Source organism: Helicobacter sp. (assembly GCF_022770205.1).
Taxonomy (GTDB): Bacteria; Campylobacterota; Campylobacteria; order Campylobacterales; family Helicobacteraceae; genus Helicobacter_D.
The window spans coordinates 24,564-50,186 of record NZ_JALEIK010000019.1; the positions used below are offsets into that span (position 1 = coordinate 24,564).

The 25,623-nt window shown below is 37.0% G+C and carries 23 protein-coding genes and 1 tRNA gene; 10 read left to right on the forward strand and 14 right to left on the reverse strand.

Features of this window, described 5'->3' with window-relative positions:
* The first annotated feature begins 9 nt into the window (after positions 1 to 9).
* On the forward strand, positions 10 to 1,041 hold the full coding sequence (locus MRZ19_RS03815) for an aspartate-semialdehyde dehydrogenase (protein WP_291030503.1): 1,032 nt from the start codon (positions 10 to 12) through the stop codon (positions 1,039 to 1,041).
* The gene (locus tag MRZ19_RS03820) at positions 1,034 to 1,513 is read left to right on the forward strand and encodes a low molecular weight protein-tyrosine-phosphatase (RefSeq protein ID WP_291030505.1); all 480 of its coding nucleotides are present in this window, start codon (positions 1,034 to 1,036) and stop codon (positions 1,511 to 1,513) included. Before MRZ19_RS03815 ends, MRZ19_RS03820 begins: the two co-directional genes overlap by 8 nt.
* A gap of 26 nt (positions 1,514 to 1,539) precedes the next feature.
* Here the strand turns inward: MRZ19_RS03820 and MRZ19_RS03825 are convergent, their stop codons facing one another.
* From MRZ19_RS03825 to cysK, 3 genes are all read right to left on the reverse strand, one after another.
* Positions 1,540 to 2,655 (reverse strand): Mrp/NBP35 family ATP-binding protein, encoded by a 1,116-nt coding sequence (locus MRZ19_RS03825; RefSeq protein WP_291030507.1) that lies wholly within the window; start codon positions 2,653 to 2,655, stop codon positions 1,540 to 1,542.
* The gene (gene thiC / locus MRZ19_RS03830; RefSeq protein WP_291030509.1) at positions 2,652 to 3,998 is read right to left on the reverse strand and encodes a phosphomethylpyrimidine synthase ThiC; all 1,347 of its coding nucleotides are present in this window, start codon (positions 3,996 to 3,998) and stop codon (positions 2,652 to 2,654) included. The genes MRZ19_RS03825 and thiC overlap by 4 nt, the downstream gene beginning before the upstream one ends.
* An 83-nt stretch (positions 3,999 to 4,081) precedes the next feature.
* The gene (gene cysK, locus MRZ19_RS03835) at positions 4,082 to 4,999 is read right to left on the reverse strand and encodes a cysteine synthase A (protein ID WP_291030512.1); all 918 of its coding nucleotides are present in this window, start codon (positions 4,997 to 4,999) and stop codon (positions 4,082 to 4,084) included.
* A 234-nt stretch (positions 5,000 to 5,233) separates the two neighbouring features.
* Between cysK and acnB the strand changes: the two genes are divergently transcribed.
* Positions 5,234 to 7,780: a bifunctional aconitate hydratase 2/2-methylisocitrate dehydratase gene (gene acnB, locus MRZ19_RS03840; RefSeq protein ID WP_291030514.1), complete on the forward strand. Its 2,547-nt coding sequence runs from the start codon at positions 5,234 to 5,236 to the stop codon at positions 7,778 to 7,780.
* Positions 7,781 to 7,961: 181 nt separating this feature from the next.
* Complete coding sequence (locus tag MRZ19_RS03845; RefSeq protein ID WP_291030516.1) at positions 7,962 to 9,998, forward strand: hypothetical protein; 2,037 nt, start codon at positions 7,962 to 7,964, stop codon at positions 9,996 to 9,998.
* Here MRZ19_RS03845 and MRZ19_RS03850 read toward each other — a convergent pair.
* From MRZ19_RS03850 to MRZ19_RS03900, 11 genes are all read right to left on the reverse strand, one after another.
* Complete coding sequence (locus tag MRZ19_RS03850; protein ID WP_291030518.1) at positions 9,990 to 10,895, reverse strand: phosphatidylglycerol lysyltransferase domain-containing protein; 906 nt, start codon at positions 10,893 to 10,895, stop codon at positions 9,990 to 9,992. The genes MRZ19_RS03845 and MRZ19_RS03850 overlap by 9 nt on opposite strands.
* A gap of 40 nt (positions 10,896 to 10,935) precedes the next feature.
* Positions 10,936 to 11,187 carry a hypothetical protein gene (locus MRZ19_RS03855; RefSeq protein ID WP_291030520.1) on the reverse strand — a complete coding sequence of 84 codons (252 nt, stop codon included), beginning with the start codon at positions 11,185 to 11,187 and terminating at the stop codon, positions 10,936 to 10,938.
* Positions 11,174 to 11,551, reverse strand: a complete 378-nt coding sequence (fliS, locus tag MRZ19_RS03860) for a flagellar export chaperone FliS (RefSeq protein WP_291030522.1) — start codon at positions 11,549 to 11,551, stop codon at positions 11,174 to 11,176. Before fliS ends, MRZ19_RS03855 begins: the two co-directional genes overlap by 14 nt.
* Before the next feature lie 10 nt (positions 11,552 to 11,561).
* Positions 11,562 to 13,628 (reverse strand): flagellar filament capping protein FliD, encoded by a 2,067-nt coding sequence (gene fliD, locus MRZ19_RS03865; RefSeq protein WP_291030524.1) that lies wholly within the window; start codon positions 13,626 to 13,628, stop codon positions 11,562 to 11,564.
* A gap of 15 nt (positions 13,629 to 13,643) precedes the next feature.
* On the reverse strand, positions 13,644 to 14,009 hold the full coding sequence (locus tag MRZ19_RS03870; protein ID WP_291030526.1) for a FlaG family protein: 366 nt from the start codon (positions 14,007 to 14,009) through the stop codon (positions 13,644 to 13,646).
* A 103-nt stretch (positions 14,010 to 14,112) separates the two neighbouring features.
* Positions 14,113 to 15,417: a peptidoglycan DD-metalloendopeptidase family protein gene (locus MRZ19_RS03875; protein WP_291030528.1), complete on the reverse strand. Its 1,305-nt coding sequence runs from the start codon at positions 15,415 to 15,417 to the stop codon at positions 14,113 to 14,115.
* 10 nt (positions 15,418 to 15,427) lie between these two features.
* Positions 15,428 to 16,234 (reverse strand): FtsX-like permease family protein, encoded by an 807-nt coding sequence (locus tag MRZ19_RS03880; RefSeq protein WP_291030530.1) that lies wholly within the window; start codon positions 16,232 to 16,234, stop codon positions 15,428 to 15,430.
* Entirely contained in the window at positions 16,221 to 16,889 is a 669-nt protein-coding gene (locus tag MRZ19_RS03885) for an ABC transporter ATP-binding protein (protein ID WP_291030532.1), read from the reverse strand. The genes MRZ19_RS03880 and MRZ19_RS03885 overlap by 14 nt, the downstream gene beginning before the upstream one ends.
* Complete coding sequence (trmB, locus tag MRZ19_RS03890; RefSeq protein ID WP_291030534.1) at positions 16,886 to 18,121, reverse strand: tRNA (guanosine(46)-N7)-methyltransferase TrmB; 1,236 nt, start codon at positions 18,119 to 18,121, stop codon at positions 16,886 to 16,888. Before trmB ends, MRZ19_RS03885 begins: the two co-directional genes overlap by 4 nt.
* A gap of 2 nt (positions 18,122 to 18,123) precedes the next feature.
* The gene (locus tag MRZ19_RS03895; RefSeq protein ID WP_291030536.1) at positions 18,124 to 19,362 is read right to left on the reverse strand and encodes a hypothetical protein; all 1,239 of its coding nucleotides are present in this window, start codon (positions 19,360 to 19,362) and stop codon (positions 18,124 to 18,126) included.
* A 67-nt stretch (positions 19,363 to 19,429) separates the two neighbouring features.
* Complete coding sequence (locus MRZ19_RS03900; protein ID WP_291030538.1) at positions 19,430 to 20,491, reverse strand: RluA family pseudouridine synthase; 1,062 nt, start codon at positions 20,489 to 20,491, stop codon at positions 19,430 to 19,432.
* A gap of 56 nt (positions 20,492 to 20,547) precedes the next feature.
* Between MRZ19_RS03900 and MRZ19_RS03905 the strand changes: the two genes are divergently transcribed.
* From MRZ19_RS03905 to MRZ19_RS03930, 6 genes are all read left to right on the forward strand, one after another.
* Positions 20,548 to 21,675 carry an FtsW/RodA/SpoVE family cell cycle protein gene (locus MRZ19_RS03905; RefSeq protein WP_291030540.1) on the forward strand — a complete coding sequence of 376 codons (1,128 nt, stop codon included), beginning with the start codon at positions 20,548 to 20,550 and terminating at the stop codon, positions 21,673 to 21,675.
* A tRNA-Ile gene (locus MRZ19_RS03910) sits at positions 21,653 to 21,729 on the forward strand. Before MRZ19_RS03905 ends, MRZ19_RS03910 begins: the two co-directional genes overlap by 23 nt.
* Positions 21,730 to 21,766: 37 nt before the next feature.
* Positions 21,767 to 21,994 carry a heavy metal-associated domain-containing protein gene (locus MRZ19_RS03915; protein ID WP_291030542.1) on the forward strand — a complete coding sequence of 76 codons (228 nt, stop codon included), beginning with the start codon at positions 21,767 to 21,769 and terminating at the stop codon, positions 21,992 to 21,994.
* 5 nt (positions 21,995 to 21,999) lie between these two features.
* A complete protein-coding gene (locus tag MRZ19_RS03920; protein ID WP_291030544.1) occupies positions 22,000 to 22,836 on the forward strand; it encodes a TerB family tellurite resistance protein in 837 nt (278 codons plus the stop codon).
* Positions 22,823 to 24,808, forward strand: a complete 1,986-nt coding sequence (gene ciaB / locus MRZ19_RS03925; protein WP_291030546.1) for an invasion protein CiaB — start codon at positions 22,823 to 22,825, stop codon at positions 24,806 to 24,808. Before MRZ19_RS03920 ends, ciaB begins: the two co-directional genes overlap by 14 nt.
* Positions 24,792 to 25,622, forward strand: coding sequence for a CheR family methyltransferase (locus tag MRZ19_RS03930; RefSeq protein ID WP_291030548.1), 831 nt, complete (start codon positions 24,792 to 24,794; stop codon positions 25,620 to 25,622). The genes ciaB and MRZ19_RS03930 overlap by 17 nt, the downstream gene beginning before the upstream one ends.
* The last annotated feature ends 1 nt before the right edge of the window (position 25,623 follow it).

A 25,623-nucleotide genomic window follows, 5' to 3' on the forward strand; every position in this document is an offset into this window, starting at 1 on the left:
GGGATGAGAATGAAAAAAAATAATATTGCAGTTGTAGGTGCCACAGGTGCTGTGGGGGAAGAGATTTTTAGAATCTTAGAAGAGCGTGATTTGCCGCTTAATAAGCTCGTGCCATTGGCTAGTGCTAGGAGCGTTGGTAGGGAGATGCGTTTTAAGGGGGAAACTTATAAAGTAAAGGAGCTTACGCATTCAGTGTTTAGCGAAGAAGAAATTGCAATTGCATTTTTTTCAGCAGGTGGAAGCGTGAGTGCAGAGTTTGCACCAAGTGCGGCAAAAGCTGGGGCAGTGGTGATCGATAACACAAGCCATTTTAGAATGCAAAAAGATGTGCCTTTAGTCGTGCCAGAAGTTAATCCAAACGATATTGCATTATGGAAAAAAACAGGAATCATTGCAAATCCAAATTGCTCTACAATCCAAATGGTGCAAGTTTTAGCACCCTTGCATAAGAAATTTCGGATTGAACGCGTAGATGTTAGCACTTATCAAGCAGTATCAGGTGCTGGGAAAAAGGGTATGGAAGAGCTTGTGCTACAAATGCAGAAATTTTTTGACTTTAGCCTTGATGCTTGTGAACCAAAGGCATTTCCACACAGAATTGCGCTCAATTTGATTCCACAAATTGATGTCTTTTTAGAAAATGACTATACAAAAGAAGAGATGAAAATGGTGAATGAAACCAATAAAATTATGCATAGTGATTTTGCAGTGAGTGCAACTTGTGTGCGTGTGCCCATTTTGCGTAGTCATAGCGAAGCAATTACGATTAAATTTAAGCAAAAAATAAGCAAAGAAGCGGCGCAAGAAGTGCTTAAAAATGCGGAATCCGTAGTGCTACTAGACAATCCGCAAGAAAAACAATATCCAATGCCTATGATTGCCACAGATACCGATGAAACTTATGTGGGTAGAATCCGTGTGGATAACTATGATAAGCGCATTTTGCATCTTTGGTGCGTGGCAGATCAAATCCGCGTGGGAGCAGCAACAAATGCTATTAGAATTGCAGAGAAATGGATAGAAATGCAAAGAAATGGATAGAAATATAGGTGTGATACAATCTATTCTTTTTGTTTGTTTAGGAAATATTTGCCGCTCACCTTTAGCAGAAGGAATCGCAAGGGAGTTGGCTAGTAAAAAGGGTTTAAATCTTAAAATTGATTCTGCTGGGACAAGTGGTTGGCATATTAATGAGCCGCCTTGTGAGCGTTCTATTATAATTGGCAAAAGGCACGGCATTGATATTTCTGCTTTGCGTGGTAGAAAAGTGAATGCGTATAGTGATTTAGAATTTGATTTAGTGGTGGCAATGGATGGGCAAAATTATGCGGATTTAAAGCGTTTAGGATTTCCTAAAGAGAAACTTGCGCTAATGGGAGATTTTGGCTTACAAGGCAAAGACATACCAGATCCTTATTATTATAAGGACTTAGATGGGTTTGAGGAAATTTACACAATGCTAGAAAAAGCCATTGCAGAACTTTTAATACAGAAATTTAGATTCCATATTTAAGGGAGATAAATTCCCTTAATAGAGCGTTAAGAGGAACAGGCGGATTTACCTGTATTGATAGGTTGAATTGCAGCATTATCAGCAAGCTTTTTAGCATTAACTTCTTCAATAAATTCCCATAGTAATTTTGCAGCCTTTAAATATTCTTTTGCTGATTTAGATTCTGGTTTAAAATACACAATAGGCTTGCCGTTATCGCCACCTTCACGCACAATAGGCTCAATAGGAATCTGTGCTAGCACCTGTGTGTTAAATGCATTTGCAACTTCGCTTGTTGTGCCTTTTCCAAAAATATCATATTCTTCATTACAACCCGGACAGATAAATCCGCTCATATTCTCTACAATTCCAGCAAGCGGAATCTTAAGCTTTGTAAACATATCTAAAGCCCTTGCGCCATCATCAAGGGCGACTTTTTGTGGTGTGGATACAGCAACACCTGCTGTTACAGGAACGCTTTGTGCAAGAGTGAGTTGTGCATCACCTGTGCCTGGGGGCATATCAATTACCATTACATCTAAATCATTCCATAAAACATCACTCAACATTTGCTCAATTGCGCGGATAATCATAGGTCCGCGCCAAATTAGACTCTGTCCTTCATCATAGAGCACCCCCATTGAAATCATTTCAACTCCATAAGCTTGCAAAGGAATGAGTTTTTTAAGTTTTTCATCTATTTTTGGTTTATCTTTTTGCAAACCTAGCATTCTAGGCACATTTGGTCCATAAATATCTGCGTCAAGCAAGCCTACTTTTTTGCCTTGTTGTGCTAGGGCGATTGCGAGATTTACGCTTGTTGTGGATTTACCAACGCCCCCTTTTCCGCTGCTTATCATTATGAAGTTTTTAATCTGTGGAGCTAGATTTTTCGTGCCTTGTGGCTTTTGTGTTTGCGCTTGGGGTTTTGGCTGTTTAATATCAAGATTGATTTTTGTGATTCCTTGCGCATTTAGCTTTTGTGTAATGGTTTCGCGTAATTTATCTGCAACTTCACTTGAAGCTGATGGAATCTCTAAGCGGATTGCTACGGAATCTCCTTGTGTGAGTGTTTCTTTAACAAAATTAAAAGTTACAATGTCTTTTTCAAAATTCGGGTAAATCACTTCTTTTAAAAGATTAATGAGCTGCTCTTGATTCATACGGCTTCCTTTTCTTGTGTATTTTCTATAATATCTTGTGAAATTTTGTAGCTACAAAACTTAGGACCACACATTGAGCAAAATTTCGCTTCTTTGAAAACTTCTTGTGGCAGGCTTTCATCGTGGTATTCACGCGCTCTCTCAGGGTCTAGGGCAAGTTCAAATTGTTTATTCCAATCAAAATTGTAGCGTGCATTACTCATTGCATCATCCCTTACTCTTGCATTGATTCTACCCCTTGCAATATCAGCAGCGTGTGCCGCGATTTTATAGGCAATAATTCCTTCACGCACATCTTTTGCGTTTGGCAACCCTAAATGTTCTTTTGGAGTGACATAACATAGCATAGCAACGCCCTTCCAAGCAGCAATTGCTGCTCCCATAGCAGAAGCGATGTGATCATATCCAGCGGCTATGTCTGTAACAAGTGGTCCTAACACATAAAAGGGTGCTTCGTAGCAGAGTTCTTTTTGTAACTCCACATTGCGTTCAATTTCGTTTAATGGCACATGTCCTGGACCTTCAATCATTACTTGCACATCTTTTTCCCAAGCCCTAAGTGTGAGTTCGCCTAGCACTTTAAGTTCTCCTAGTTGCGCTGCATCGCTAGAATCCGCTAAACAGCCTGGTCGCAAGGAATCTCCAAGGCTTAAAGACACATCATATTTTTGGCAAATTGCCAAAATATCATCAAAGGCTTCATAAAAAGGATTCTGTTTATGGTAGTGCATCATCCAAGCTGCCATTAAGCTTCCGCCACGACTAACAATTCCCATTTTACGCTTTGCAAGGCGCGGCATATGCTCTAGCAAAAATCCACAATGGATTGTAAAGTAGCTAACCCCCTGCTTTGCTTGACGCTCCATAACTTCAAGCATTTTATCAATGGTAAGAGCGTTAATGTCGTTTTTCACATCGTGTAGGATTTGATAAATTGGCACTGTTCCTATTGGCACGCTAGAATGCTTAATAACAGCTTCTCTAATGGAATCCAAATCTCCTCCTGTGCTTAAATCCATAATTGTATCTGCGCCGTATTTAATGGAAACAAGCGTTTTTTGCACTTCTTCATCAATGGAGCTAGCAAGTGCGGAGCTGCCGATGTTTGCATTGATTTTTGTGCGCGTTGCGATTCCAATTCCCATTGGTTCTAAGTTTGTGTGGTTGATGTTTGCAGGTAGGATTAATCGTCCTTTAGCAACTTCCTTGCGTATATTTTCTGGACTTAAATGTTCTATGTTTGCTACATATTCCATCTCTTGTGTGATGATGCCCTTTTTTGCATAATGCAACTGCGTTTTTATTGTGTCATTTTTGCGGGATTCTACCCATTTGCTTCGCATAAATACTCCTTTTCTTTGTGTAAAAATTTTGAAAGTTGGAATCTAAAATGAAAAACCACATTTTGGATTCCATATTTTATAAATTATTCTGTATAAAGTTCAGTGCTTAGGTAGCGTTCGCCTGTATCACAAAGAATGGTAACGATGTTTTTGCCCGGATTGTTTTTAGCAATTTCGCGCGCTGCCCATAGATTTGCACCGCTTGAGATTCCAACTAGGACGCCTTCATTTTTAGCAATTTCGCGCGCTTCTTTATAAGCCCATTCCACATCAACTTTTAAAATTGTATCAATTAAATTTGTGTCTAGTATTTCTGGAATAAATCCTGCTCCGATTCCTTGTATTTTATGTGGTCCGGGTGCTTCACCGCTTAGCACAGCAGAATTTATGGGTTCTACTGCAATGATTTTTGCATTTGGATTGCGTTGTTTTAAAACAGAGCCAACTCCACTTAGTGTGCCACCTGTGCCAACTGCTGAGATGAAAATATCCACTTGATTTTCTAGTGCATCTAAGATTTCAAGCGCAGTGTGTTCTTTATGCACTTTAGGGTTTGAAGGGTTTTGAAATTGTTGTAAGATAATGGAATTTGGTGTATTTGCTTGAAGTTCTGTGGCTTTTTCTACTGCGCCTTTCATTCCTTTTTCCTTGGGCGTTAAGACAAGCTCTGCACCAAGTGCTGCCATAAGGCGACGGCGTTCTATACTCATAGATTCTGGCATTGTAAGAATCAGTTTGATTCCTTTTGCGGCACAGACTGCAGCAAGCCCAACTCCTGTATTTCCGCTTGTCGGTTCAATTAAGGTTGTGTCACAATTGATTGTCCCATTTTGCAAAGCATCTTCAATCATACTTAGTGCAATTCTATCTTTTACAGAGCTTGTAGGATTAAAGAACTCGCATTTAGCGTAAATGTTTGCTCCGCATTCTTCAGAGAGCTTCTTTAGTCTTAGAAGTGGAGTATTACCAATAGCTTCTGTGATGGAATGGATAACTTTCATAAAATGACTCCTTTTTGCTTATTATTTCTAAAAGATGATGAAGGGCTTTTTAAAATATTAAAACTTAAAATAAATTTAAAAACCTAAAGCAACCTTTAAGGAAATATAAAAATAATACAAATTTACACATTTTTAGAAAGGATTAAAAAATATTTACTTTAATTTGTGAAAATTGGGTAGAAATTTTTGTATCATTTGAGAAAACTTAATAATATTTGCTTAAGGAGTAAGTCAATGAATTTCTTTGAGGAATACGATAAACAAGCGCAAGAGCGCGCAGAGCAGAATATTCCGCCTTTGCCATTAACTAAGGAGCAAACGCTAGAGGTGATTGCGCTTTTAAGAAAAGGGGAAAGAACACAAGAGCTTGTGGATTTATTGACAAATCGTGTTAGCCCCGGCGTTGATGAAGCAGCACAAGTGAAAGCGGAATTTTTGGATTCCATAGTTGAAGGTAAAGAAAAGATTAATGGAATCTCAAGTGTAGAAGCAATCAAGCTACTTGGCACAATGCTTGGTGGGTATAACATTAATCCTTTGATTAGGGCATTAAAGTCAAGCGATTCTATGCTTGCAAAGGCTGCTGCTGAAGCCTTGAAGCACACTTTACTTGTGTATGATGCGTTTAATGTAGTGGTTGAAATGGCAAAAAATAATGCGTATGCTAAGGAAGTGCTAGAGTCTTGGGCGAATGCGGAGTGGTTTTTAAGCAAGCCTGCGCTAGAGGAGAAAATTACAGCAGTTGTTTTTAAGATTGATGGGGAAACAAATACAGATGATTTAAGTCCAGCAGGAGATGCTTTTACTAGGAGTGATATTCCACTGCACGCACAAGCAATGCTAAAAGCTAGGACACAAAACGCTTTTGAAAGAATTGAAAAGCTTAAGCAAAAGGGTTATCCGCTAGTGTATGTGGGTGATGTTGTAGGGACGGGAAGTTCTAGGAAGTCAGCTTGTAATTCTCTTGTGTGGCATATGGGGCGTGAGATTCCGTATATTCCAAACAAAAAAGCCGGTGGATTAGTGATTGGTGGAGTGATTGCACCGATTTTTTTTAACACTTGTGAGGATAGTGGCTGTTTGCCCATTGTCGCACCTGTAACGGAGCTAAATGAAGGCGATGTGATTGAGATTTATCCTTTTAAAGGGGAGATTCACAAAAATAGCGCAGTTGTTTCTAAGTTTGATTTAAAGCCAACAACAATTGCTGATGAAATCCGTGCTGGTGGGCGTATTAATTTAATTATTGGGCGTGGGCTTACACAAAAGGCTAGAGAGGCACTTGGAATGTCAAAAGAGGATATTTTTGCCAAACCTGCACAACCAAACTCTAGCGTAAAGGGCTTTAGCTTGGCGCAAAAAATGGTAGGGCGTGCTTGTGGAGTGGAGGGGATTTTGCCCGGGACTTATTGTGAGCCACTTGTTAGCACGGTAGGAAGTCAAGATACCACAGGGGCGATGACTAGAGATGAAGTTAAAGAGCTTGCTTCACTTGGTTTTAGTGCAGATTTTGTGCTACAAAGCTTCTGCCACACTGCTGCTTATCCAAAGCCTGCTGATGTGAAATTGCACGCAACTTTGCCACAATTTATGAGTAGTCGTGGGGGTGTTGCGTTGCGTCCTGGAGATGGCGTGATTCACTCGTGGCTAAATCGTATGGTGTTGCCTGATACGGTAGGAACAGGTGGGGATTCACACACAAGATTTCCCATTGGAATTAGTTTTCCAGCAGGAAGTGGTTTAGTTGCCTTTGCAGCAGTTACAGGCTCTATGCCGCTTGATATGCCAGAATCTGTGCTTGTGCGTTTTAGTGGAGAGTTGCAACCGGGTATTACACTTAGGGATTTAGTTAATGCGATTCCATATTATGCGATTAAGCAGGGTTTGCTAACGGTTGAGAAAAAGGGTAAAAAGAATATTTTTAGCGGTAGGATTTTAGAGATTGAGGGATTGCCGGATTTGAAAGTGGAGCAAGCCTTTGAGCTTAGTGATGCAAGTGCGGAGAGAAGTGCGGCGGCGTGTAGTGTTGCGCTTAATAAAGAACCTATTATTGAGTATTTAAAGTCCAATATTACACTGATTAATGCAATGATTGCAGCGGGGTATCAAGATGTAAAAACGCTTAAAAGAAGGGCGCAAAAAATGCAAGAGTGGATTGATAATCCTGTGTTGTTAAAGGCTGATTCTAACGCAGAGTATGCGGCTATTATTGAAATTAACCTTAATGAAGTTACAGAGCCGATTTTAGCGTGTCCAAATGATCCTGATGATGTGGCGACACTCAGTGAAATCTTAAGCGATTCTAAACGCCCACATAAAGTTGATGAAGTGTTTGTAGGAAGCTGTATGACAAATATTGGACATTATCGCGCACTTGGTGAAGTATTACGTGGTGAGGGAATGGTGCCGACAACGCTTTGGGTAGCACCGCCTACTAAAATGGATGCAAAGCAACTTACAGATGAGGGGTATTACTCGCTTTTTGGAGGTGCTGGAGCTAGGATTGAAACTCCGGGTTGCAGTTTGTGTATGGGAAATCAAGCGCGCGTTAGAGATAATGCTGTTGTTTTTTCAACTTCTACGCGCAATTTTGATAATCGTATGGGAAAAGGTGCGCAAGTGTATTTAGGGAGTGCGGAGCTTGCAGCAGCTTGTGCATTGCTTGGTAAGATTCCAAGTAAGCAAGAATATTTAGAATTAATTCCTAAAAAGATTGAAGGTAAGGAAGCGCAAATTTATCGTTACTTAAATTTTAATCTTTTACAAGACTACACGCTTTAATATTGTTACTCCAAAGAAATTTTATCCCTTTGGAGTTATGCTACAAATCTCTATCTTTTAATTTTGTGTTGCGTTTTAAATGTTTTTATAAAATAAAAGTCAAGTCTTAGTAAAAATTGGTATTATTTTCAGATTATGTTGCTATAATTGCTAAATTTTATTAACAAGTCAAGGATAATAAATGGAGCAATCTGTTATCAATATTCTAAATAATTATATTCCTATGGTGCAACGCTATCAATCGCAGTTTTCATCGTTAAATACTTTATTGAGCAAAACAACTCTAACGGGAAAAATCAGTTCTCTTGATATTGCTGAAAATTTGTTTGATTATATGGAAAAAACTCAAGAAAAATTTGAAAATCTTCAAGATGAGTTAATCCATACAATTATGGAGCAGAATTTTCATAATGTGTATGAGGAGGCATTGGCTTCTGCAAGATTAATTGGTGATATGATTGGAGTTTTTATTAAAGGCTGCCACGAGAGCATTTTAGAACTTTCTAAAGATGCAAATCTGCGAAATTGTGGAATAGATTTTATGGACGCATTGGAGAAAGAAAAATCTCAAGAGCATTTGGAAAAAGTATTAGAGATTTTACAAGATTTTGGTAAAAAATCTCAAGAATCTTATAAGGATATTTTTCTTTTTAAAAATGATGGAATCTTGTTGAAGCATTTAAAATATGCTGGTGGTCAAGAGAGCAATGCAAGAACTAAGCTTCAAAGCGTATTAGATGGTAGTAAAGTGGAATCTTATGCAGAATATTGCCAAAAAGTGGATTTTTATCGCACTGCTGGGGATGCACAAGAGGAGAGTTTAGAGTTGTTTTTTGTGATTCCATTGCGTGCAAGCAGGGAATCTGTTGCTAGTATCGCAGTTGTGTTTGTGGTAAATATCCAAGATAAAGTAAAAAGGATTTTAGAGCAGTTTCCTTATCGTTTACCACAAGCAAATTTTGTTGTGATGAATGAGAAAGAAAATATTATGTTTTCAGATAATGTGCGCACATTTCCTATCGGACAGCTTTTAACATTAAGCAAGTATGAAGAACATATATTTTTGGAGAGTCGTTCTAAAACTTGTATGGTAGCTATTAGCAAAGTGAGCGGATTGGAGCATTTAGAGAGTGTAATGAAACATTACAATGTTTGTAGAATCGTGCCTTTGTATGTTGCATTTGATGCAAAACGCCAAATTAATAGGGATATAGATGATTGTCTTTTGGAGGATTCCTTGCTTGTTACTGAGGAGCTTGATCGTGTGATTGCTGAGGGTGAAAACATTAATGAAGAGCTTGGTGATGTAGTGATTAATGGTGAAATCATTGCATCAAAAAGCCATTCTTATGCGTTAAATCCGATTTTAAATAACATTAGAATCTTAAGTGAAGAGATGAATACCCTATGTATTCAATCCACAGGTGAGCTACAAAAAGGGATTTATAATGCGCTTTTTAATATTGTAGAGTATTATTCCAAGTATCTTGTGTTTGCTGCGGATAGGCTTTTTACAAAAGCAATGAGAGATGTGGAACAAATTAGCAGTAATGCAGAGTTTGTAGAGTATCTTAGTAAGGCGGGTCAAGAAGGGGTTGTGGATTCTAGCATTAAAGCGCATTTGGCTTCTTTAGAGCAGGATTTTTCTTATTTTTATAATGTGGTTCTTTTTGATAAAGATGGCACAATTTTATTAAACGGACTTGATGATGGGACTCTTACTAGAAAGAAAGTCAATTTTTATGGGCAAACAGGTTTAAATGAGGTTGTTGTTTCTAATTTTGAACCAACATTTTTGTATGGCGATCAATCAACGCTTTTAATGTATTACTATCTTAAAGATTCTATGCATCGTTTAGTTGGTGGACTTGTGTTTGTGCTTGATTTTGCTAAGATTCAGGATTTTTTAAATCAAGTCTTACCTAAAAAATCTGAAATTGTTTCAGAAGAGAGTGAAATGTTTAGTGTTGTGTTTGATGATAATAAGAATATTTTAGCAACTTCAAAGAGTGATTTTAGCTTTGATGAGTTTTTGCAAAACGATAACATTGATTTTAAAAACTTCAAAAAAATGAGTCAGATTATGAAAATTGGACATAGGCATTATCTTGTTTGCAGTGATGTTTGTGGTGCGCAAGAAAGCGCATTTGCAGAACGCGCAAGGAGGACTTTGCACGCTGTGGTTTTTGTGGCAGTTAAAGAGGATAGGTTAGATTGATTTTAAGATTGCGTCAAATTTGTGCTGTAAATATAGAGGTTGGTAAGATTGCTTTGCCTTTCTTAAGCCTTCTATTCCTAGATCTTCTTCACGATTAACAAGCTTATAATCACTCCAAGCGTTTGCTAAAAATTCTCTATTGATTGCTTGATATGCGCCTTGGAATTCAATATTTGCTTTTTCTATGTGGATAACAATTGTGTCTTGATTGAGTGGTTCACCAAAGCTAAAGGCAATGATTTGCTCATCTACGCGCAAGATTCCACCTTGAAAGTCAAGATTTTCAAATTCTTTTAAAGACTCTATAATGCCTACATATTCATTGCGCAAACCATCGCTTGCGCCATCGCTGATTTTGCCAAACCAAGCTTGATAAGTGCTGATTAACTCATAAACATTTTGTATGCTTAATGCTTCATAGCTAAAGGCGTAGCGTTCTGTAAAGCGGTTTAAATGCGTTTTCTTCTTATGGTATTTTTTACCCTTGAGTGCAATAAGCTCTGGGATAGAGTAAATATAATCGCTTCTGTCTTCTCTGTAAATAAAATCAAATGTATCTGGCATAAGCTTTTCTAGCTCTTCTTTATCTGTTTGACTTAGGGAGTGTATAGAAAACTTTAAACCCTTTCCCTTACAGGATTCCATTATTTGTAGCAGTGTCTGTTTTTTGGAATCTAAATTATTGTTTTTGTGGATGGGATAGAAAATAAAGGGGTTTTCATCGGGATATTGCGTTTTAATAACAAGGCAATCGTTTAAAATAGCATAGCTAATATGTCTTGCATAATGCCAGAGATAAAGATTGGTAAAAGTTAAGTCTGAAACTAAAATGGGGTGTGAAGTAAAGAAGCTAGTTAGCAATTCTTTATCTTCAATATCAATTGGCTTCCACTGCATAAAAATCTCTCCAAAAAAAGAGAAATTTTAACTCAAAACTTTAAAAAGATAAATTAAGCCGTGAAACTTTTTCTTCTTTAGGAAGAAAATTCTTAGTTTGTTTAAGTTTTCGCATTTCTATGCCTAGTCGTTCTTTTTGCTCTTTTGCGTATTCTGTGATTTGTTCCATAATTGCTAGTGCTTCAAACATTTCATCACGGGTTTTTAGCGTTGGTAAATTATCTAACAATTCGTTTATTTTGTTATCGTTTTTATTGAGATATGCAACTTTTAATTCGTTAAGCCAATTCATGGTTTACCTCCCTCCAAGCCTCTAACAAGCCCTTTGTTACTTTAATCACAATATCAATTTTCTCTTTGCTATTTTCCATATTTGCCTGTGTTAAAAGTTTAATTTGATGTGTGTAAAGCCCTGTTAAATAATGCGCAACTTGCCCGCCTTTTTCATAGTCTAGCGAGTTTAATAGCTCTACAAAAATATCTGTGGTGCGATTGATGTAATAAATTTTTTTCTCAATATCTTGTGAATCAATGCAACGCTTTGCCATAGAGGAGAAGCGTAAAATCCCTTCATAAAGCATTTCTACAAGCCTTGCTGGGGATTCCACTGCAACGGAGTTTTGTTGATAAGAGTTATAAGCTAAATTTCCCTTCATTGTCTAGCCTTTATTTCATAGATGCTTGAATCATTTGTGAAACCACTTCTGATTTCTTTTGCGTTTTTGCAATGAGTTGATCATAAGCTGACCACTTAGAAGCCATAGTTTCATAGCGTGTGTCAATGGATTCTTGTGTGGATTTCTTATCTTTATCAAGCTTTTTATGCTCGTCTTTTAAGCTTTTTTCTAGCACATTTAGAGTAGCTTTTTCTCCTGTGATGAGATCGTCCATTACTTTGCGTAGTTTTGTAAAGATTCCATCTACTTCTTTGCTTTCGCCATTGACACTGCTTGTTGTGCTTCTGAAAAATGAAATCGCAGCTTCAGGATCCTCTTTATATGCTTTTTCAAATTTTTCTTTATCAAATTTGAGCGTTCCGTTGCTTGTGATTTTTCCATTTTTATCTGTGCTTGTGTTCATACTAATGCCAAATTGGAATAGGTTTTTTCCATTGACATCATTTGCATTGATGATACCATTTAGCTGCCTTACAATGCTACGCATTTCACTATTGCCATTGAAGACTCCGGAGATTTCTGTATCCTCGTCGTATTTGACAAGCTCTTGGATTTTGTTATACATTTCATTATAGTTTTTAACAAATTCCTCCATTATCTTAGAGATTTCTTTGTCATCGCGTGAAACGCGCACAATCACATCTTTATTCTTTTCAGTGATTGCTGTTAGCTCTAGGGATAATCCAGAGACAACATCGTCAATTTTGTTTTTATCGCGTTCAATTTTGATTCCATTGTAGGTAAATTCTGCATTCTGTCCTTTTTGGATGTTTGTGATGTTCATCTCTTTTAAAAACTCTTTTGTGGAAGTGAATGTTCCAGAGCGCAAACCTATGGAATCTAAAACTTCATTTTTCCCACCTTCCGCACTTATTTTAATTTCTTTGTCATCCTTGCTGTTTAAAATCAGTTTGCCATCTTTAATCGTGGCTGTAACTTCTTGGTTTGTAAAAGTGTCATTGATTTTTTTCATCACTTCTTCAGCATTTTTTGTGCTATCCCCATTAATTCCACTTAAATCAATTTCCTTGTCATTAATAGTGATTTTGCCACTAAGTTGCCCACTTGCAACACTTTTGCTTCCTGTTACTAAATCTTTTTTGTCTGACTCTTTTTTAGCAAAGCCTAAGTCGGATTCTTGTTCAGTTGTTCCTTCTGCAACTTTTACTTTTACTCCATTTGTTTCTACTTTAATAGGTGCGCCTGTTGCGTCATTAAACAATAAACCTTTGCCACTGCTGCTTAAATCAATGGTGATTTCGCCACTATCCACTTTCTTTTTTAAATCTTGATTGCTTGCAACTTTTTCATTGATTTTGTCTAAAATAAGCTTTGCATTGTCTTTTGCTTCATTGCCGATTTTACTGCCAATATCTTTTAATGCTACTTCAATAGTTTGTCCGCCAATTGTTACTTTAAGTGTTCCTTCTGTGATTTGTCCTCCCGGAGTTGCGGCGCTTTCAAGTGTGCTTCCAAAAAGAATTTTATTGTTTTTACCAGAATCTTTACTTTGAATCATAAGGCGATAAGGGTCATCGCCCCCTGTTTTCATAATGATGCCTGCAACTGCGCCATTTGTTGCGTCTGTAATGCTTTGTGCGACATCAGAGAGTGTTGTGCCTGCTTTTATGGGAATGCTATAATTTGTGCCATTGTGATAAAAATCAATGGAAGTGTTTTTATTGGTAAAAATACTATCTCTTGAGGCGTATTGCAATCCTACTTGATTGACATCGTTTTGTGCAAGTTGGCTGACATTGACTTTAATGTCTTGGAGTGCTAAACCTTCTCCAGCAGTTGCTTTTACGCCATTGCCTTCAACGCTTGTGCTACGCTTTTGGTAGGTGCTAAAGTCGGAGAGTTTTTTAAAGTCGCTATTTAAGGAAGTCATTAGTGTTTTTAGAGCGGTTAGCTCTTTTTGCTTTTCTAGGTTTGTTTCCATTTTTTTAGTGATGGGCTGCACTCTCCATTTCACTTCGTTGTCTTTCATCTGGTTAATGTTGTCCCAGCTTAGGTTACTTCCAATCCCTAATACAGACATAGTTCCTAAAGCCATAATCATCTCCTTGCTTTATGCTTGTTTGCTAAATATGATTCCAACGACTTCTTTCATTTTTGCCATTAATTCCATTGCTTCATCGCTTGGAATCTTTCTAATTACGCGGTTTGTATCTCTTTCACTCACTGTTATGTATAAGCCTTCAATGTCTTCATTAAAGCCAAATGTAATGTTCGTGTTTAGAGGGTTTAATTCTTTGTTTAACTGCTGTGCAAGCTCATTGAGCTTTTCTCTTTGTTCTTGGATTTGCTGCTCTTTATTTGAATCCTCTATTGCATTTTGGATTGTTTCTGTCCTTGTGGGAGCTTGTGTTCCTTGAGAATGCAAAGCATTACTTTGCCCTCTAGCAACATTCATTCCACTTTCATTTACATTCATATTATCTCCTTGCAAAATTTACAAGCCTACAAGCTTTATAGCTTTATAGTAATATCGGATATTTTATTGAAAGCATAAGGGATGGAGCGGAAAATTATGAAGTTTAGATATTTTTTGTGCTGATTAAATCAAGGGGATCAATGTGCTTGTCTTTTAGTGTAACTTCAAATTTTAAAGCATTTTCTACACGCCCTATGGTGTAGCCTTTTTTGACTGCGCGTCCGGGTTTTATTGTAGGAGCGATTTTGTCAAGTTGGGCGTAAATGGTGTGCATATTGTTTTTGTGCTCAATGATGACAACACGCTTTAAAATGGGCGTGTCTTTTGCAAAGACAACTTTACCATCTAGCACACTTTTAACCTTGTCATCTCCTTTTGGTGTAAGTGTAACGGATTCGTTAAAAACCTTTATTTTATACACAGGATCAAAATAAGGTCCAAAACGCTTTTCAATGGAAAAATTATCAAGGGGGGCAATTGTTTTTGCGCCTTTATATTTAGTGGTGCTAATAGCGTAGTAGGAGCTTGCTACTTGACGCACATCAAATCCTTCGGGAGATTTTGCTTCTGGAGTTGGAATCGGATTTTTAGTTTTATCGCTTGTGCTGGCGGTTTTGGATTCCAACTTTTGCTTTTCTTCTTGTTCTGTCTTTTGTGCTTGCGCGGCTTGTGCTAGGGCTTCACGCTTTTTGCGCTCTTCTTGGCTTTTTAGAATGTTAAGATTGACTAAAATATCTTGCAACGCCTCGCGCTCTTTAGTGATTGTTTGGAGTTCGTTGTTGTATTTTGTGATTTCTTTTTGGTAGTTTGCAATGAGTGCTGTTTGCTTGTTTTGAAGTGCTTTTAATGCGTTGCGTTTTTTGTTTTCTGTGTCAATGAAGTGTTTTAGCGTGGCAATTTCGTTTTGGAGATTTTGTAAGGTGGCGATGGTTTCGCTCTGCTTTATGCTTAACTCTTTTAAATGTGATTTTGTAGCATCGCTTAGAGTTTTAAAGCTTTCTTCTGTGATTAAGTCTTGAATGGATTCTGGCTGGAAGTCGTTTAATAAAATGATAAAAGAGATGTCTTTTATGATGAGATTAGTAATTTCTGATTCTATTTTTTTGCGCGTTTGCAATAAGGAATCTTGGCTATTTGTTAAATCTTTGATGCGTGCTTGTTTGCTGTCGTATTCTTTTTGGTTTTTGGCAATATTCTCTTCGCTTAAAAGAATGCTTTGTTCTAAATCCTTGCTTTCTTTTTCTTGTTTATTGATTGCCTCGCCTAGTTCTTGAAGTTTAGCATTGATTTGCTCTTCCTTTTTCTTTTTACTCTCTAGTGCTGTTTGGTTTTGTGAAATTTTTTTGTGAATGTCTGTTTGAGCATTTAGGAGTGCTAGAGAGAAAAATAAGATAAGAAAAGCGCGCATAAATATCCTACTAATCTTTTTGCTGTAAGCTTACAATCCACACAGAGATTAAAGAGAGTGTAAGTCCTGTAAGGAGCAAAACAATGGAATCTAAAACGGGAGAGAAAATCTCTGGATTTAATCCTAGCTCTTGAAAAAAGATGCGCAATGATGCGTTTTGTGAGATATAAAATAGCCCTATGGTAACGATTAAAGTTGCAAGAATTGTGTCTATGCAAGCTAAGCGGAATAGCACTTGTGAGCGCATCCATAAGGGCGCACCAAAGAGCGTCATTATCTCCATCCGTTCTAAATGCTCAAATTTCCAAATTTCAATTTGCTTAAACATTAAAAGCAGGCTAATGAGCGCGATAAGGCTTGAGAAAATCATAATGCTACCATTGATGATAAGGAGAAGTTGGTAGATTTGATTGTGGCTTTTGGTGAAGGTTTCAATGCGTATGATGCCATCAAAACCTTCTAATGTTTTTTGGATAGCAATTAGGCGCGCATCACTAGGGTAGGTATTAAGCGTTAGAGAATAAAAATGTGGCAGGGAGTTTTTAAGCAGGATTAAATTTGCTTGGCTAATATTATTTTTTAGGCGTTCTAAGACAATTTGCGCATCAATTGGGCTTAGAGTTTGGGCTTCTGTGATTTTATTGCGCAAAGATTGTAGAGATAATTCCTCTTTGCTTGCTAGAATGATTGCATAATTTTCTCCAAGCTTGCTTTCATAATCGTTAAGTGTGCGATTGACTAATAAAATGCTCTCTAATGCAAAAAGCAAGGCAATAAGTGGAATGATTAAGCTTAAGTGATTTTTAAGAGAGTTCATAAATCACTCCCTCTTCAATGTGGAGATGCCTGTAATTAATCCCTAGTGTTTCGGGGATTCTGTGTGTTACAACAACTACGGTGATTCCTAATTGCACATTAACGCCCCTTAAAAGATTCCATATGACTTCAGAGGAGTAGTCGTCTAGGTTCCCTGTGGGCTCATCTGCTAAAATTAAAAGCGGATTATGTGCTAAAGCACGCGCCATTGCAACACGCTGTTGCTCGCCACCGCTTAGTTCCATTGGGTATTTATTGCCTTTGTGTGAAAGCTTAATGTGTGCTAAGAGTCTATCGGTTTGGGTTTGGCAGGATTCCTTAGTGAAGCCACCTATAATCATAGGCAGCATTACATTTTTTTCTACATTGAAATCTTTAATGAGTTTGTAATCTTGAAAGATGATTCCTAAGTGGCGACGCAAAATCTCTATGTTTTTTTTGGTTGCTTTAAACATTTCTACGCTACACACTTCAAGCGAACCGCTTTTTAAAGGCAAATCTCCGTATATGGAGCGCAATAGGGTGCTTTTTCCGCTCCCACTTGGACCGCTAACAAAAACAAATTCCTTAGGATAAATGTTAAAACTTGCATTTTTAATAATAATCTCGCTTTTATAGCCTAGATTCATACCATTGGCTTGGATGATGGGATTCATAGGGATTCCTTGAAATCTTTGGTAATGCACGCATTTAAGAGATTGTGCGCTTTGTGGTTTATTGCTGTGGGTAAGGGATTATTCTTAAAATAATGCAAGTTGGAATCTTGTAAAACATAGCGTGTTTCTGGGTGGTTAAAATCCCCAAAGGCTATTCTTAAAAGATTGTTTTTGTTGCCTAAAAATAAGTCTTCAAGGTTTAAAAAATAATCGTTTTGGCGCATTTTTTTAAGGTTAAGATTGCTAGGTAAAAGTGCGGAATCAAATGTAAAATCAAAGTCTAGCCTTTGGTTTTTGGAAGTTTGAAGTGCATAGCATTCAAGATTGTAAATATCTTTTTGCTCCCTTAGCCATCTTGCTTCGTATTTGCTAATGATTGCTTCTTGTGCGTTCTTGTGTGTTTGTATTCTAAAGGAATCTTTAAAACGCTCCGTTAAATCTTTTGCAAAAGCGAAGTATTCTAAGCTATCGGTGCGTAGTTGCAAATGCCCATTTGGTTTTAAGACTCTAGCGCATTGTGCAACAAAGGATTGGCTAAAGATTCTGCGATGGGGCTTTTTTTCCCAAGGCATTGGAAAATGCACGAAAATTTTATGGAGTGTGTTGGAAGGAAGTAATTCTAAGAAAATCCGTGCATCAAAGGCTAGAATAAGGATATTTTCTAAATTTTGGATTCCAATTTGTCGCGCAACTTGTTCTAAGGAAGGGTGGTGGATTTCAAGTCCAATGTGCAAGGTGTTTGGGTGATTTTTTGCGTTATGGAGTAAATGTCTGCCACTTCCAAAGCCAATTTCTAGCCAAATTTCTTTAAAGTTGCATTTGGATTTTTGGCAAGTGCTTAAAAACAGAGCGTGAAAGTCTAAAAAATCGTTGATTTCTTTAATGAAAGGGAGTTTAAATTCTGGGGTAATTGTGTGGCGGTTTAGATTGTGTGTAAGAAGGGAGTCTTGCATTTGCATAAGGATTTCAAGGGCGTTTTTGATGATTTCAATGGGTGCAATGCGTGAGTATTTATCAAAGCGCATAAGAGTTTCTTTTTGATTGTTTTTAATTTCTAGGAAAAATTCTTTGGTTTGCGTGCTATTTTTGGGAGTGAAGCGGATTTGCAAAAGGGAAAAATTTGGATGATTTTTAGAGGTAAAAAGCTCTAAAAACTCGTATGCTCCATTAGTATCTAATGCTTTATAGGGAAGGTTTGGGAGGATTAGCTTTTGGGTTTTGAAATGTGGCATATTTATTTTGGTAATGAGAGTGCAACTTCTTCAGAAGGCTTTGATTCTAAACCATTCTCATCAATGGCACTCACGCGGTAATAGTATTTTTCTCCCGCTTTAATTTCTCTGTCTATAAATTCTGGAGTTAAGACTTTGTTATAACGGAGTGTTTCTCCGAAAATAAGGGAATCCTTTTTATATACAATGTATTCTTTTGTGCGATTATCTGTTGGTGTCCATCTAATAATCACAGAACCATTTTCAATGCGCGCATAAGTAATGTTTGGTGTGCTTGGGATGGGAAGTGTTGTTCCTGCAATTGGTCCACTCTCAAGGCTGTCAATTCCATTTTTATCGGTGGCGATGATTTTGTATTGGTAATGCTTGCCATCTTTTTTAATGGAATCTTGATAGACATTTGTGTTGCTAGGGAGTGTAGCAATGGTGCTAAATACGCTAGAGATAAAGCCGGAGCGTAGAATCTTATAGGAGGTAACTTCTTGGTTTGGGTGTAAATCCCAACGGAGTGTTATTTGTTTTGGTTGGTCTAGTGTGGCGTGAAAATTAGTGATGGGTGTTGGCTTTGGTTTTGTTGTGGCACTGACTATTGGTGAAGGAATAGAGAGAGAGTTTTTTGCATTATAGGCTAAAACTTGATAAGTATAAGTTGTTTCATCTTCTAAATTTGTGTCTAAAAACTCTACAAGTAAGCGGCTTTTTACATTGCCTATTTCTTTCCATTGGTCATTTTTATCTTTGCGTTGAATCACATAGCCTATAACCCGTGGATCTTGGTGCGGACTCCAAATAACTTTGACTTTGCGCGGATAGTTACTAATGGCTTCTACATAGGTAACTGCTGCAATAGAAAGCGTTGTAGCACTCACAGGGGGTGAATATGAAGAAATATTGTAGTCTTTATCAAAAGTGGTGAAATGGTAGATGTATTGGGTGTTAGCTTTTAGATTATTATCTGCATAGTGTGTGTTAAAACGAGAATCTAGCGTGGCGATTCTTTTGAAGTCTTGCTCATTTGCTTCTTTACGATAAATGTGGTATCCCATTACGCTTGGGTCTTGGACTAGTTTCCATTCAAATGCAATGGTGTTCACATCGCTTAAAGTGCGGATACCGCTTGGGGGATTGATGTTGTTATTAAGGGCTGGATTTGTGTTAAAAACTGCACTAGTGCAACCGCCAAGCAAAAATAACGCGCTTAAGATTCCGCTTAAAGTCTTTAAAAGAAGATTCCTGTGCATATAAATAGATTCCTATAAGCTTGAATTAGAGTCGCTAATTCTAACATAAAAATGGAAAAAATTTGCATTAAATTGGACTAAATTGCTGTTGATAAATTTTTGCAAGCGGAATTTCAAGAAGTTTTGGATTTTTAATATTGTAATAGGCTGACACATTAAAATGCGCGTGGATAAAATCTTGCATATCACTAGGGATTGGTGCGTAAAGCTCTAAGGGTTTATGCGTTTTGGGGTGTAAGAGATGTAAAAAATGGGCGTGAAGTAGGATTCTGCCTGTGTAATTACCCCCATAACCATAGAAGCTATCACCTAAAATGTGGCGATTGATTGCACTTAAATGCACGCGGATTTGGTGGGTTCTACCTGTAAAAAGCTTTGCACCTATTAAAGTTGGAATCTCTTTTTGTGGATTTTCTGTTTTTAAAAAGTTGGAATCTAAAAGCGTTGGAATTGTAAAAAGGGCGGTTTTTGCGGTTTTTGCATTAGGGTTATTTGGGGCAGTAATGTATTTTAAGCGATGTTTTGGGTGGCGTGTTATGGGGGATTGCAGGATTTGTGATTCCCTTAAGGGCTGGTTAATTATGCAAAGATAGTAACGCCCCATTTTCCTAGATTGAATTTGCGCGCTTAGATGTGCGTGTGTGGCGTTGTTTTTGGCAATGACTATTGCGCCGCTCGTGTTTTTATCAAGTCTATGCACGATTCCTAAGCGGTAGGAGTCGCCTAAGTTTGAAAGCGCAAAGCCCTTTTGCTTGAGATAATCTACAAGGGTAAATTGCGTGTCGTTTTCATTGGTTCTATGCACAAGGAGATTTGCGGGTTTGTTTAGGATTAAAAGGTTGGAATCCTCGTATAAAATAGGGATATTAAGAGCCGTAGAGTTGGAATCCTTTTTTGTGTTTGTTTGGGGGATTAGCGTTAAAGTGTCATTGGTATTTAGTGCGATTCCATATTTTTTTAAGGGTTTGGAGTTTAAAAGGATTGCTTTTTTATTGATGAGATTTTGTGCCTTAGAGCGTGAGATGTTTAGGGTATAAGAGAGAAAAATATCTGCACGGATTTTATGGTTTTCCTCTGTGATTGTAAAAGTGTTTAAAATTTGTAGATTTTGGTTAAAATCTTTTTGCATCGGGGATTCTTTATGTTAAAATTCTAGGACATTTTTAGGATTCTTAAGGTTGATTTGTGTTTGGGTTTAATCGCAAAATTTTAGCATATTTTGATTTCACTCTTCCTTTACTAATCACGCCCATTGTTTTACTTTCTTGGTATTTAATTAATGAAAACAATGTGTTTTTGGGAAATAAAGTATTCATTTATATTTTTGTGGGATTATTTATTTTTGTAGTTGTGTTTTTGATTCCTGTGCGTAAAATGTCGTGGCTTATTATTGGATTTTATTGGGTGAATATTTTATTGCTTGTGGCAGTAGAATTTTTTGGAGACACGCGTTTGGGAGCGCAAAGATGGCTTGAGATTCCTTTTGTGCATTTTACCTTTCAGCCTTCAGAAACGATGAAACCGGCACTTATTTTAATGATGGCATATCTAATTAGTAAAAATCCTCCAAAGAAAAATGGTTATAAATTCTTAGATTTTCTAAAGCTTTGTTTTTATGTTTTATTACCCTTTGTGCTTGTGCTAAAACAGCCAGATTTAGGGACGGCGTTGGTGCTTTTGCTTATGAGTTTTGGAATGTTATTTTTAATTGGTGTGAATTATAAAATTTGGCTAACTTTGCTTGCAGGCGTGATGTTTTTATCGCCGATTTTGTATGCAAATCTCCACGATTATCAAAAAAAGCGTATTATGGATTTTGTGTTAAAAGAACCGGATTATCAAGTGAAGCAATCCATTATTGCCATTGGTTCTGGTGGAATCTATGGCAAGGAAAAGAAAGAAGCTACACAAGCAGCCTATAAGTTTTTACCCATTGCGACAAGTGATTTTATCTTTCCTTATTTTGCAGAAAGGTTTGGTTTTGTGGGCGTGATTGGATTATTTATTCTCTATGGTGCATTGATTTTTCATATTTTTTCAATGAGTCATATCAATGAGAAAGATTATTTTTTAAAAGTTGTGTCTTATTGTGTGGGATTGCTTGTTTTTATTTACTCGGGTGTGAATATTGCTATGACGATTGGTTTAGCTCCTGTAGTTGGGATTCCGCTGCCTCTTTTTAGCTATGGTGGAAGCAGTTTTATCACTTTTGTTATCCTCTTTGCTATTCTTGAAAACTTGCTTGCCTTTAGGTATAAATTTGTGTATAATCATAGTTCTTTTTCAAAAAGGGCCCTTAGCTCAGCTGGTTAGAGCACTCGGCTCATAACCGATTGGTCATAGGTTCAAGTCCTATAGGGCCCACCACAATGTGTAATGTATAGAAATAGCTTAGGAATCCAAAATGCAAAAAATTCAATGCCAAAATATCAAATGTGAAGGTTGTGTAAAAAAGATTAATGATGCGCTTTTAGGGCAATATCCAAGCTTACGCGTGAATATTACAACGCAGATTGTGGAAGTGGAGGCTAAGGAGAGTGAGTTAAACGCAATTAGGGCAAAGCTAAGAGAGTTGGGCTTTCTAGCATCGGATGGAATTTTTAATAAATTCAAGAGCTTTTATAGGAAGTAGGGCAAATGATGGAGATTTTGCTGCTTATTACAATTGTTATTATAGCTATTGCATTTATTAATTTTAAGGATTATTTAAGGAATCCATATAAGCGCCCACAGATTGATACGCAAGGCGATGCACAAGAATTTAATCAATACCAAAATCCTTATAAAAATCAACCACAGCCCCAAGAGTTAAGCCGTGAATATAAAATTAGAGAGAGTGAGTATGGGTTGATTGTTGGATTGCTAGCAAAGCTTGCACAAAGCGATGGAAAAGTGTGTGAGCTAGAATCTGAACTAATGGAAAACACTATTCTTGATATTAGCGATGCGCTGTTACTACAAAGTGCAATGTATCAAAAAGACGAGCTTTTAGAAATTTTGCATCGCATTTTTAAAAACACAACACAAAGCGTTGAAGAACTCACAATGCGTTATGCTGAACGCACTAAAGGGCAATATAAAAGCCGCTTAAAGCTTGTAGAATATATGCTATCACTTGCATATGCTGATGGGGAGCTAGGCGAAAATGAGCGGGAGATGATTTTAGATGTGGCGGCATATTTAGAGATTGAAAATGCTGATTTTAATGCGCTTTATGATGCGTTTGAGAAGTTTTATGCAAATAAAATGCAGCAGAAAAGCTTGCAGGAGTCTTATGCTATTTTAGGTGTTAATGAAGGGGATTCTATGGAGGATATTAAGAGTGCTTATAAGAAGCTTGTTAGGGAGTATCACCCTGATATTTTGCACCATAAGGGTTTAGATGAGTCTATTGTTGAAAAATACACACAAAAGCTCCAAGAAATTAATGTTGCTTATGAAGCCATAAAAGCACATAAAAATGCACAAAAATAATGCAATGCAGAAAAAGATTTTAAGCGATATAGTTACGCTTTATAAATATTTGGCATCCCAAAATCAACTTATAAATGTATTGTATGAAAATATGGAATCCAAAGTTGTTAATGGGTTTTTGCGTCCTGTTTTTGAAAGGATTCCAGATAGTAGAGAAACACGCTTTGCTTGTATAGAGCGCATTGTGGGGTTAAAAGAAGGTGCGCTATTGAATGTGCTGCAAAAACTAAATATAAGCGAGCAAGAAAGTTTGGAATTGCGTATGATGCTTTTAGAAATCACGCGCGATTTTTATCTACAAAAACACAAAGAATTGTTAAAGTTTGTAAAAGATAATGCGCTTTTAACGCCCTTTTTGCGTGTGCTTTTAGAATTTGTGCATAAAGTTGGAATCGCTTTTAATGCCTTTTTCTTTGTGTGGCAAAAAGAGTTGATTTTAGGGATTAATAAAGATTTAAATGCGCATTTTAAAGGCGATTTTGATGCAATTTTAAAGGCGTTGGACTCTAGCATTGAGTGCTGTCAAAAAGATTTTATAAGTGAAGGGGGATTTAGCACTCAAGGAGAATTTAGCGATAGAAGCTATTCTGTGCCTGTGTTTAGGGATTCTATCTACCAAGCAGTGGCTTATGCGGAGTTTTTTCAAAAAGAATTTGAAGCAATCAACCAAGCCTTTGTGCAGGGTTTGGAATCGCTAGAGAGAGTTAGTGAAGTTTGTGAGCCCTTAGAGCAAAAAGAAGCGTATATTGCGTATTTAAAGACACTTCAGAGTGCGCTAATGCAAAGGGATACTAGCCTATTGTTGGAATCTTGGAGGCTTGTGGATAAGGCTTGGATGCAAATTTCTACGCCTTTGCAAATTGGACATCCTTTAGAGTATTATGAGGATCATTTTAGAAAGGCTGTTGCGCCAGAGTGGGATTTGAGGATTGCTAGAATTTACAATGGTGTGGATTTGTTAGAGCCTAGTGCAAATGCAGATTTTAAGATTTCAAAAGAGGCAATGCTAGAGTTTTATACGCAATATAGCGTAAAATTTCAACCATCAGAATTTAAGGATTCTATTGATTGTTGTGTGCAAGAAGCACTTAAAAAAACGCAAAGCTATGGTGGAATGCCCTTGCTATTTTACGGAGCGGAGTTAAACGGACTTTTTAGTGCGCAAGTTGTGCCAAATGATGAAAAAGTCAGCGCAAAATATGGCAAAAAGATTTTTTATTTTCCTGATCGTGTGCGTGAGTTATCTCTAGCAAAGCCTTTTATGCTACTTTCTTCTAAGACTTTCCCTAAAGAGTTTTTGGATTTTAATAGAGAGTTGTTGTATTTTAGGGAGCAAGATTGGTATAAAGTTTATGAGATTTCTACCATAGGGCACGAGTTTGGACATATTTTATGGGTGGATTTAGATAGTGAATTGCAGATGAATGTTAGTGGGCAGTTTAAAAATATTGAAGAGTTTAAAGCAACAATGGGTGGTTTGGCTTATTATTTTACAAGGCGGCATAAGTCCCTTCTAAAAGAGTTAGTTTATAATACGATTTCGCGTGCTGTAAGCTTGATTGCTTGGATGGAAGAGGGTGAAGTGTTGCCTTATTATTGTGAAGGGCTTATCCATTTGCAAGTGCTTTTTGACTCTAAAGTTTTGCGTTATAAAGGGAATTTTGATTGCATTGCTTTAGAGCTTGCTTTTAATCCAATCACATTAGAAGCCTTAGAGAAAAACTATTTAGAAGTCTATGATAAACTCATTGCTGTGTATCTCAATAAATCTGACGCAAAGGAATTTTTAGAAGATTATGCGCAAAAAGATTCCAAAGGGAATTATAAGCCAAAGGATTCTAGTGTTTGCGCTTTTGTAGAGGATTATTATGCGCAGTATCAAGCAATAGGGCAGGTGCAAGATAAACTAACGCCTCAAATTTGGAAAGAAATTTATAAAAAGGAAAGAAAAGAATATGCTACCAATTATTAATCAAGAAGATATTAATCAAGCTAGAGAGCTGATTTATGAAATCGCTGGAATTCATATGCCACAAAACAAGGATGCTACTATTAGAAATCGCCTTGATAAATTATCAAGAGATTTGGATATTCAGGATTATTCCGTGTTTTTCACGGCACTTAAACGCGGACAATTTAAGCAAGATTTTATTAACGCATTCACAACAAATAAAACGGATTTTTTTCGGGAAGGATTCCATTTTAAGGATATGATCGATAGAATTTTGCCTCAGCGTTTGCAAGATAGTGAGCCTTTTAAAGTGTTTTGTTCTGCAAGTTCTACGGGGGAAGAGCCTTATTCTATTGCATCAACTTTGCTTTTTGCTAAAGAGATTTATCAATCTCAAACACAAGTGAGTGTGCAAGCTATTGACATTGACACTTCTGTGCTTGAAGTGGCTAAAGCTGGAAATTATATTGTGAATACACGCTTAAATCCTTTGCCAACTTGGATAGAGTTAAAAGATTATTTTGAGATTAAGGAGCTTAGTGAGCGTGAAATTAGTATGAATGCAAAGTATAATCTTAAAAAAATTCTAAATTTTAAGCAGTGTAATCTTTGTTCGCCTTCCTATCCTTTTGGAGCAAGAGAATTTGACATTGTTTTTTGTCGCAATGTGTTAATTTATTTTAAAATTGAAGACCAAGAGCAGATTTTGCAAAAACTCTTTTCACATTTAAAAATTGGCGGGACGCTGTATTTAGGGCATAGTGAAAGCATTTTAGGGCTTGCTCCAAAAGTTGAGCGGTTAGGGCAAAATATCTTTTTAAAGGTGGCTGATTAGT

Bases quoted from the DNA above. Each gene is read 5' to 3' on its own strand.
- MRZ19_RS03920 (WP_291030544.1), top strand. From the start codon at position 22,000: ATGATGGAGATTTTGCTGCTTATTACAATTGTTATTATAGCTATTGCA.
- MRZ19_RS03850 (WP_291030518.1), bottom strand. From the start codon at position 10,895: ATGCAGTGGAAGCCAATTGATATTGAAGATAAAGAATTGCTAACTAGC.
- MRZ19_RS03885 (WP_291030532.1), bottom strand. From the start codon at position 16,889: ATGAATCCCATCATCCAAGCCAATGGTATGAATCTAGGCTATAAAAGC.
- MRZ19_RS03895 (WP_291030536.1), bottom strand. From the start codon at position 19,362: ATGCACAGGAATCTTCTTTTAAAGACTTTAAGCGGAATCTTAAGCGCG.
- MRZ19_RS03900 (WP_291030538.1), bottom strand. From the start codon at position 20,491: ATGCAAAAAGATTTTAACCAAAATCTACAAATTTTAAACACTTTTACA.
- trmB (WP_291030534.1), bottom strand. From the start codon at position 18,121: ATGCCACATTTCAAAACCCAAAAGCTAATCCTCCCAAACCTTCCCTAT.
- MRZ19_RS03880 (WP_291030530.1), bottom strand. From the start codon at position 16,234: ATGAACTCTCTTAAAAATCACTTAAGCTTAATCATTCCACTTATTGCC.
- thiC (WP_291030509.1), bottom strand. From the start codon at position 3,998: ATGCGAAGCAAATGGGTAGAATCCCGCAAAAATGACACAATAAAAACG.
- fliD (WP_291030524.1), bottom strand. From the start codon at position 13,628: ATGGCTTTAGGAACTATGTCTGTATTAGGGATTGGAAGTAACCTAAGC.
- MRZ19_RS03915 (WP_291030542.1), top strand. From the start codon at position 21,767: ATGCAAAAAATTCAATGCCAAAATATCAAATGTGAAGGTTGTGTAAAA.
- acnB (WP_291030514.1), top strand. From the start codon at position 5,234: ATGAATTTCTTTGAGGAATACGATAAACAAGCGCAAGAGCGCGCAGAG.
- MRZ19_RS03820 (WP_291030505.1), top strand. From the start codon at position 1,034: ATGGATAGAAATATAGGTGTGATACAATCTATTCTTTTTGTTTGTTTA.
- MRZ19_RS03930 (WP_291030548.1), top strand. From the start codon at position 24,792: ATGCTACCAATTATTAATCAAGAAGATATTAATCAAGCTAGAGAGCTG.
- MRZ19_RS03825 (WP_291030507.1), bottom strand. From the start codon at position 2,655: ATGAATCAAGAGCAGCTCATTAATCTTTTAAAAGAAGTGATTTACCCG.
- fliS (WP_291030522.1), bottom strand. From the start codon at position 11,551: ATGAAGGGAAATTTAGCTTATAACTCTTATCAACAAAACTCCGTTGCA.
- cysK (WP_291030512.1), bottom strand. From the start codon at position 4,999: ATGAAAGTTATCCATTCCATCACAGAAGCTATTGGTAATACTCCACTT.
- MRZ19_RS03845 (WP_291030516.1), top strand. From the start codon at position 7,962: ATGGAGCAATCTGTTATCAATATTCTAAATAATTATATTCCTATGGTG.
- MRZ19_RS03815 (WP_291030503.1), top strand. From the start codon at position 10: ATGAAAAAAAATAATATTGCAGTTGTAGGTGCCACAGGTGCTGTGGGG.
- ciaB (WP_291030546.1), top strand. From the start codon at position 22,823: ATGCACAAAAATAATGCAATGCAGAAAAAGATTTTAAGCGATATAGTT.
- MRZ19_RS03855 (WP_291030520.1), bottom strand. From the start codon at position 11,187: ATGAATTGGCTTAACGAATTAAAAGTTGCATATCTCAATAAAAACGAT.
- MRZ19_RS03870 (WP_291030526.1), bottom strand. From the start codon at position 14,009: ATGAATGTAAATGAAAGTGGAATGAATGTTGCTAGAGGGCAAAGTAAT.
- MRZ19_RS03875 (WP_291030528.1), bottom strand. From the start codon at position 15,417: ATGCGCGCTTTTCTTATCTTATTTTTCTCTCTAGCACTCCTAAATGCT.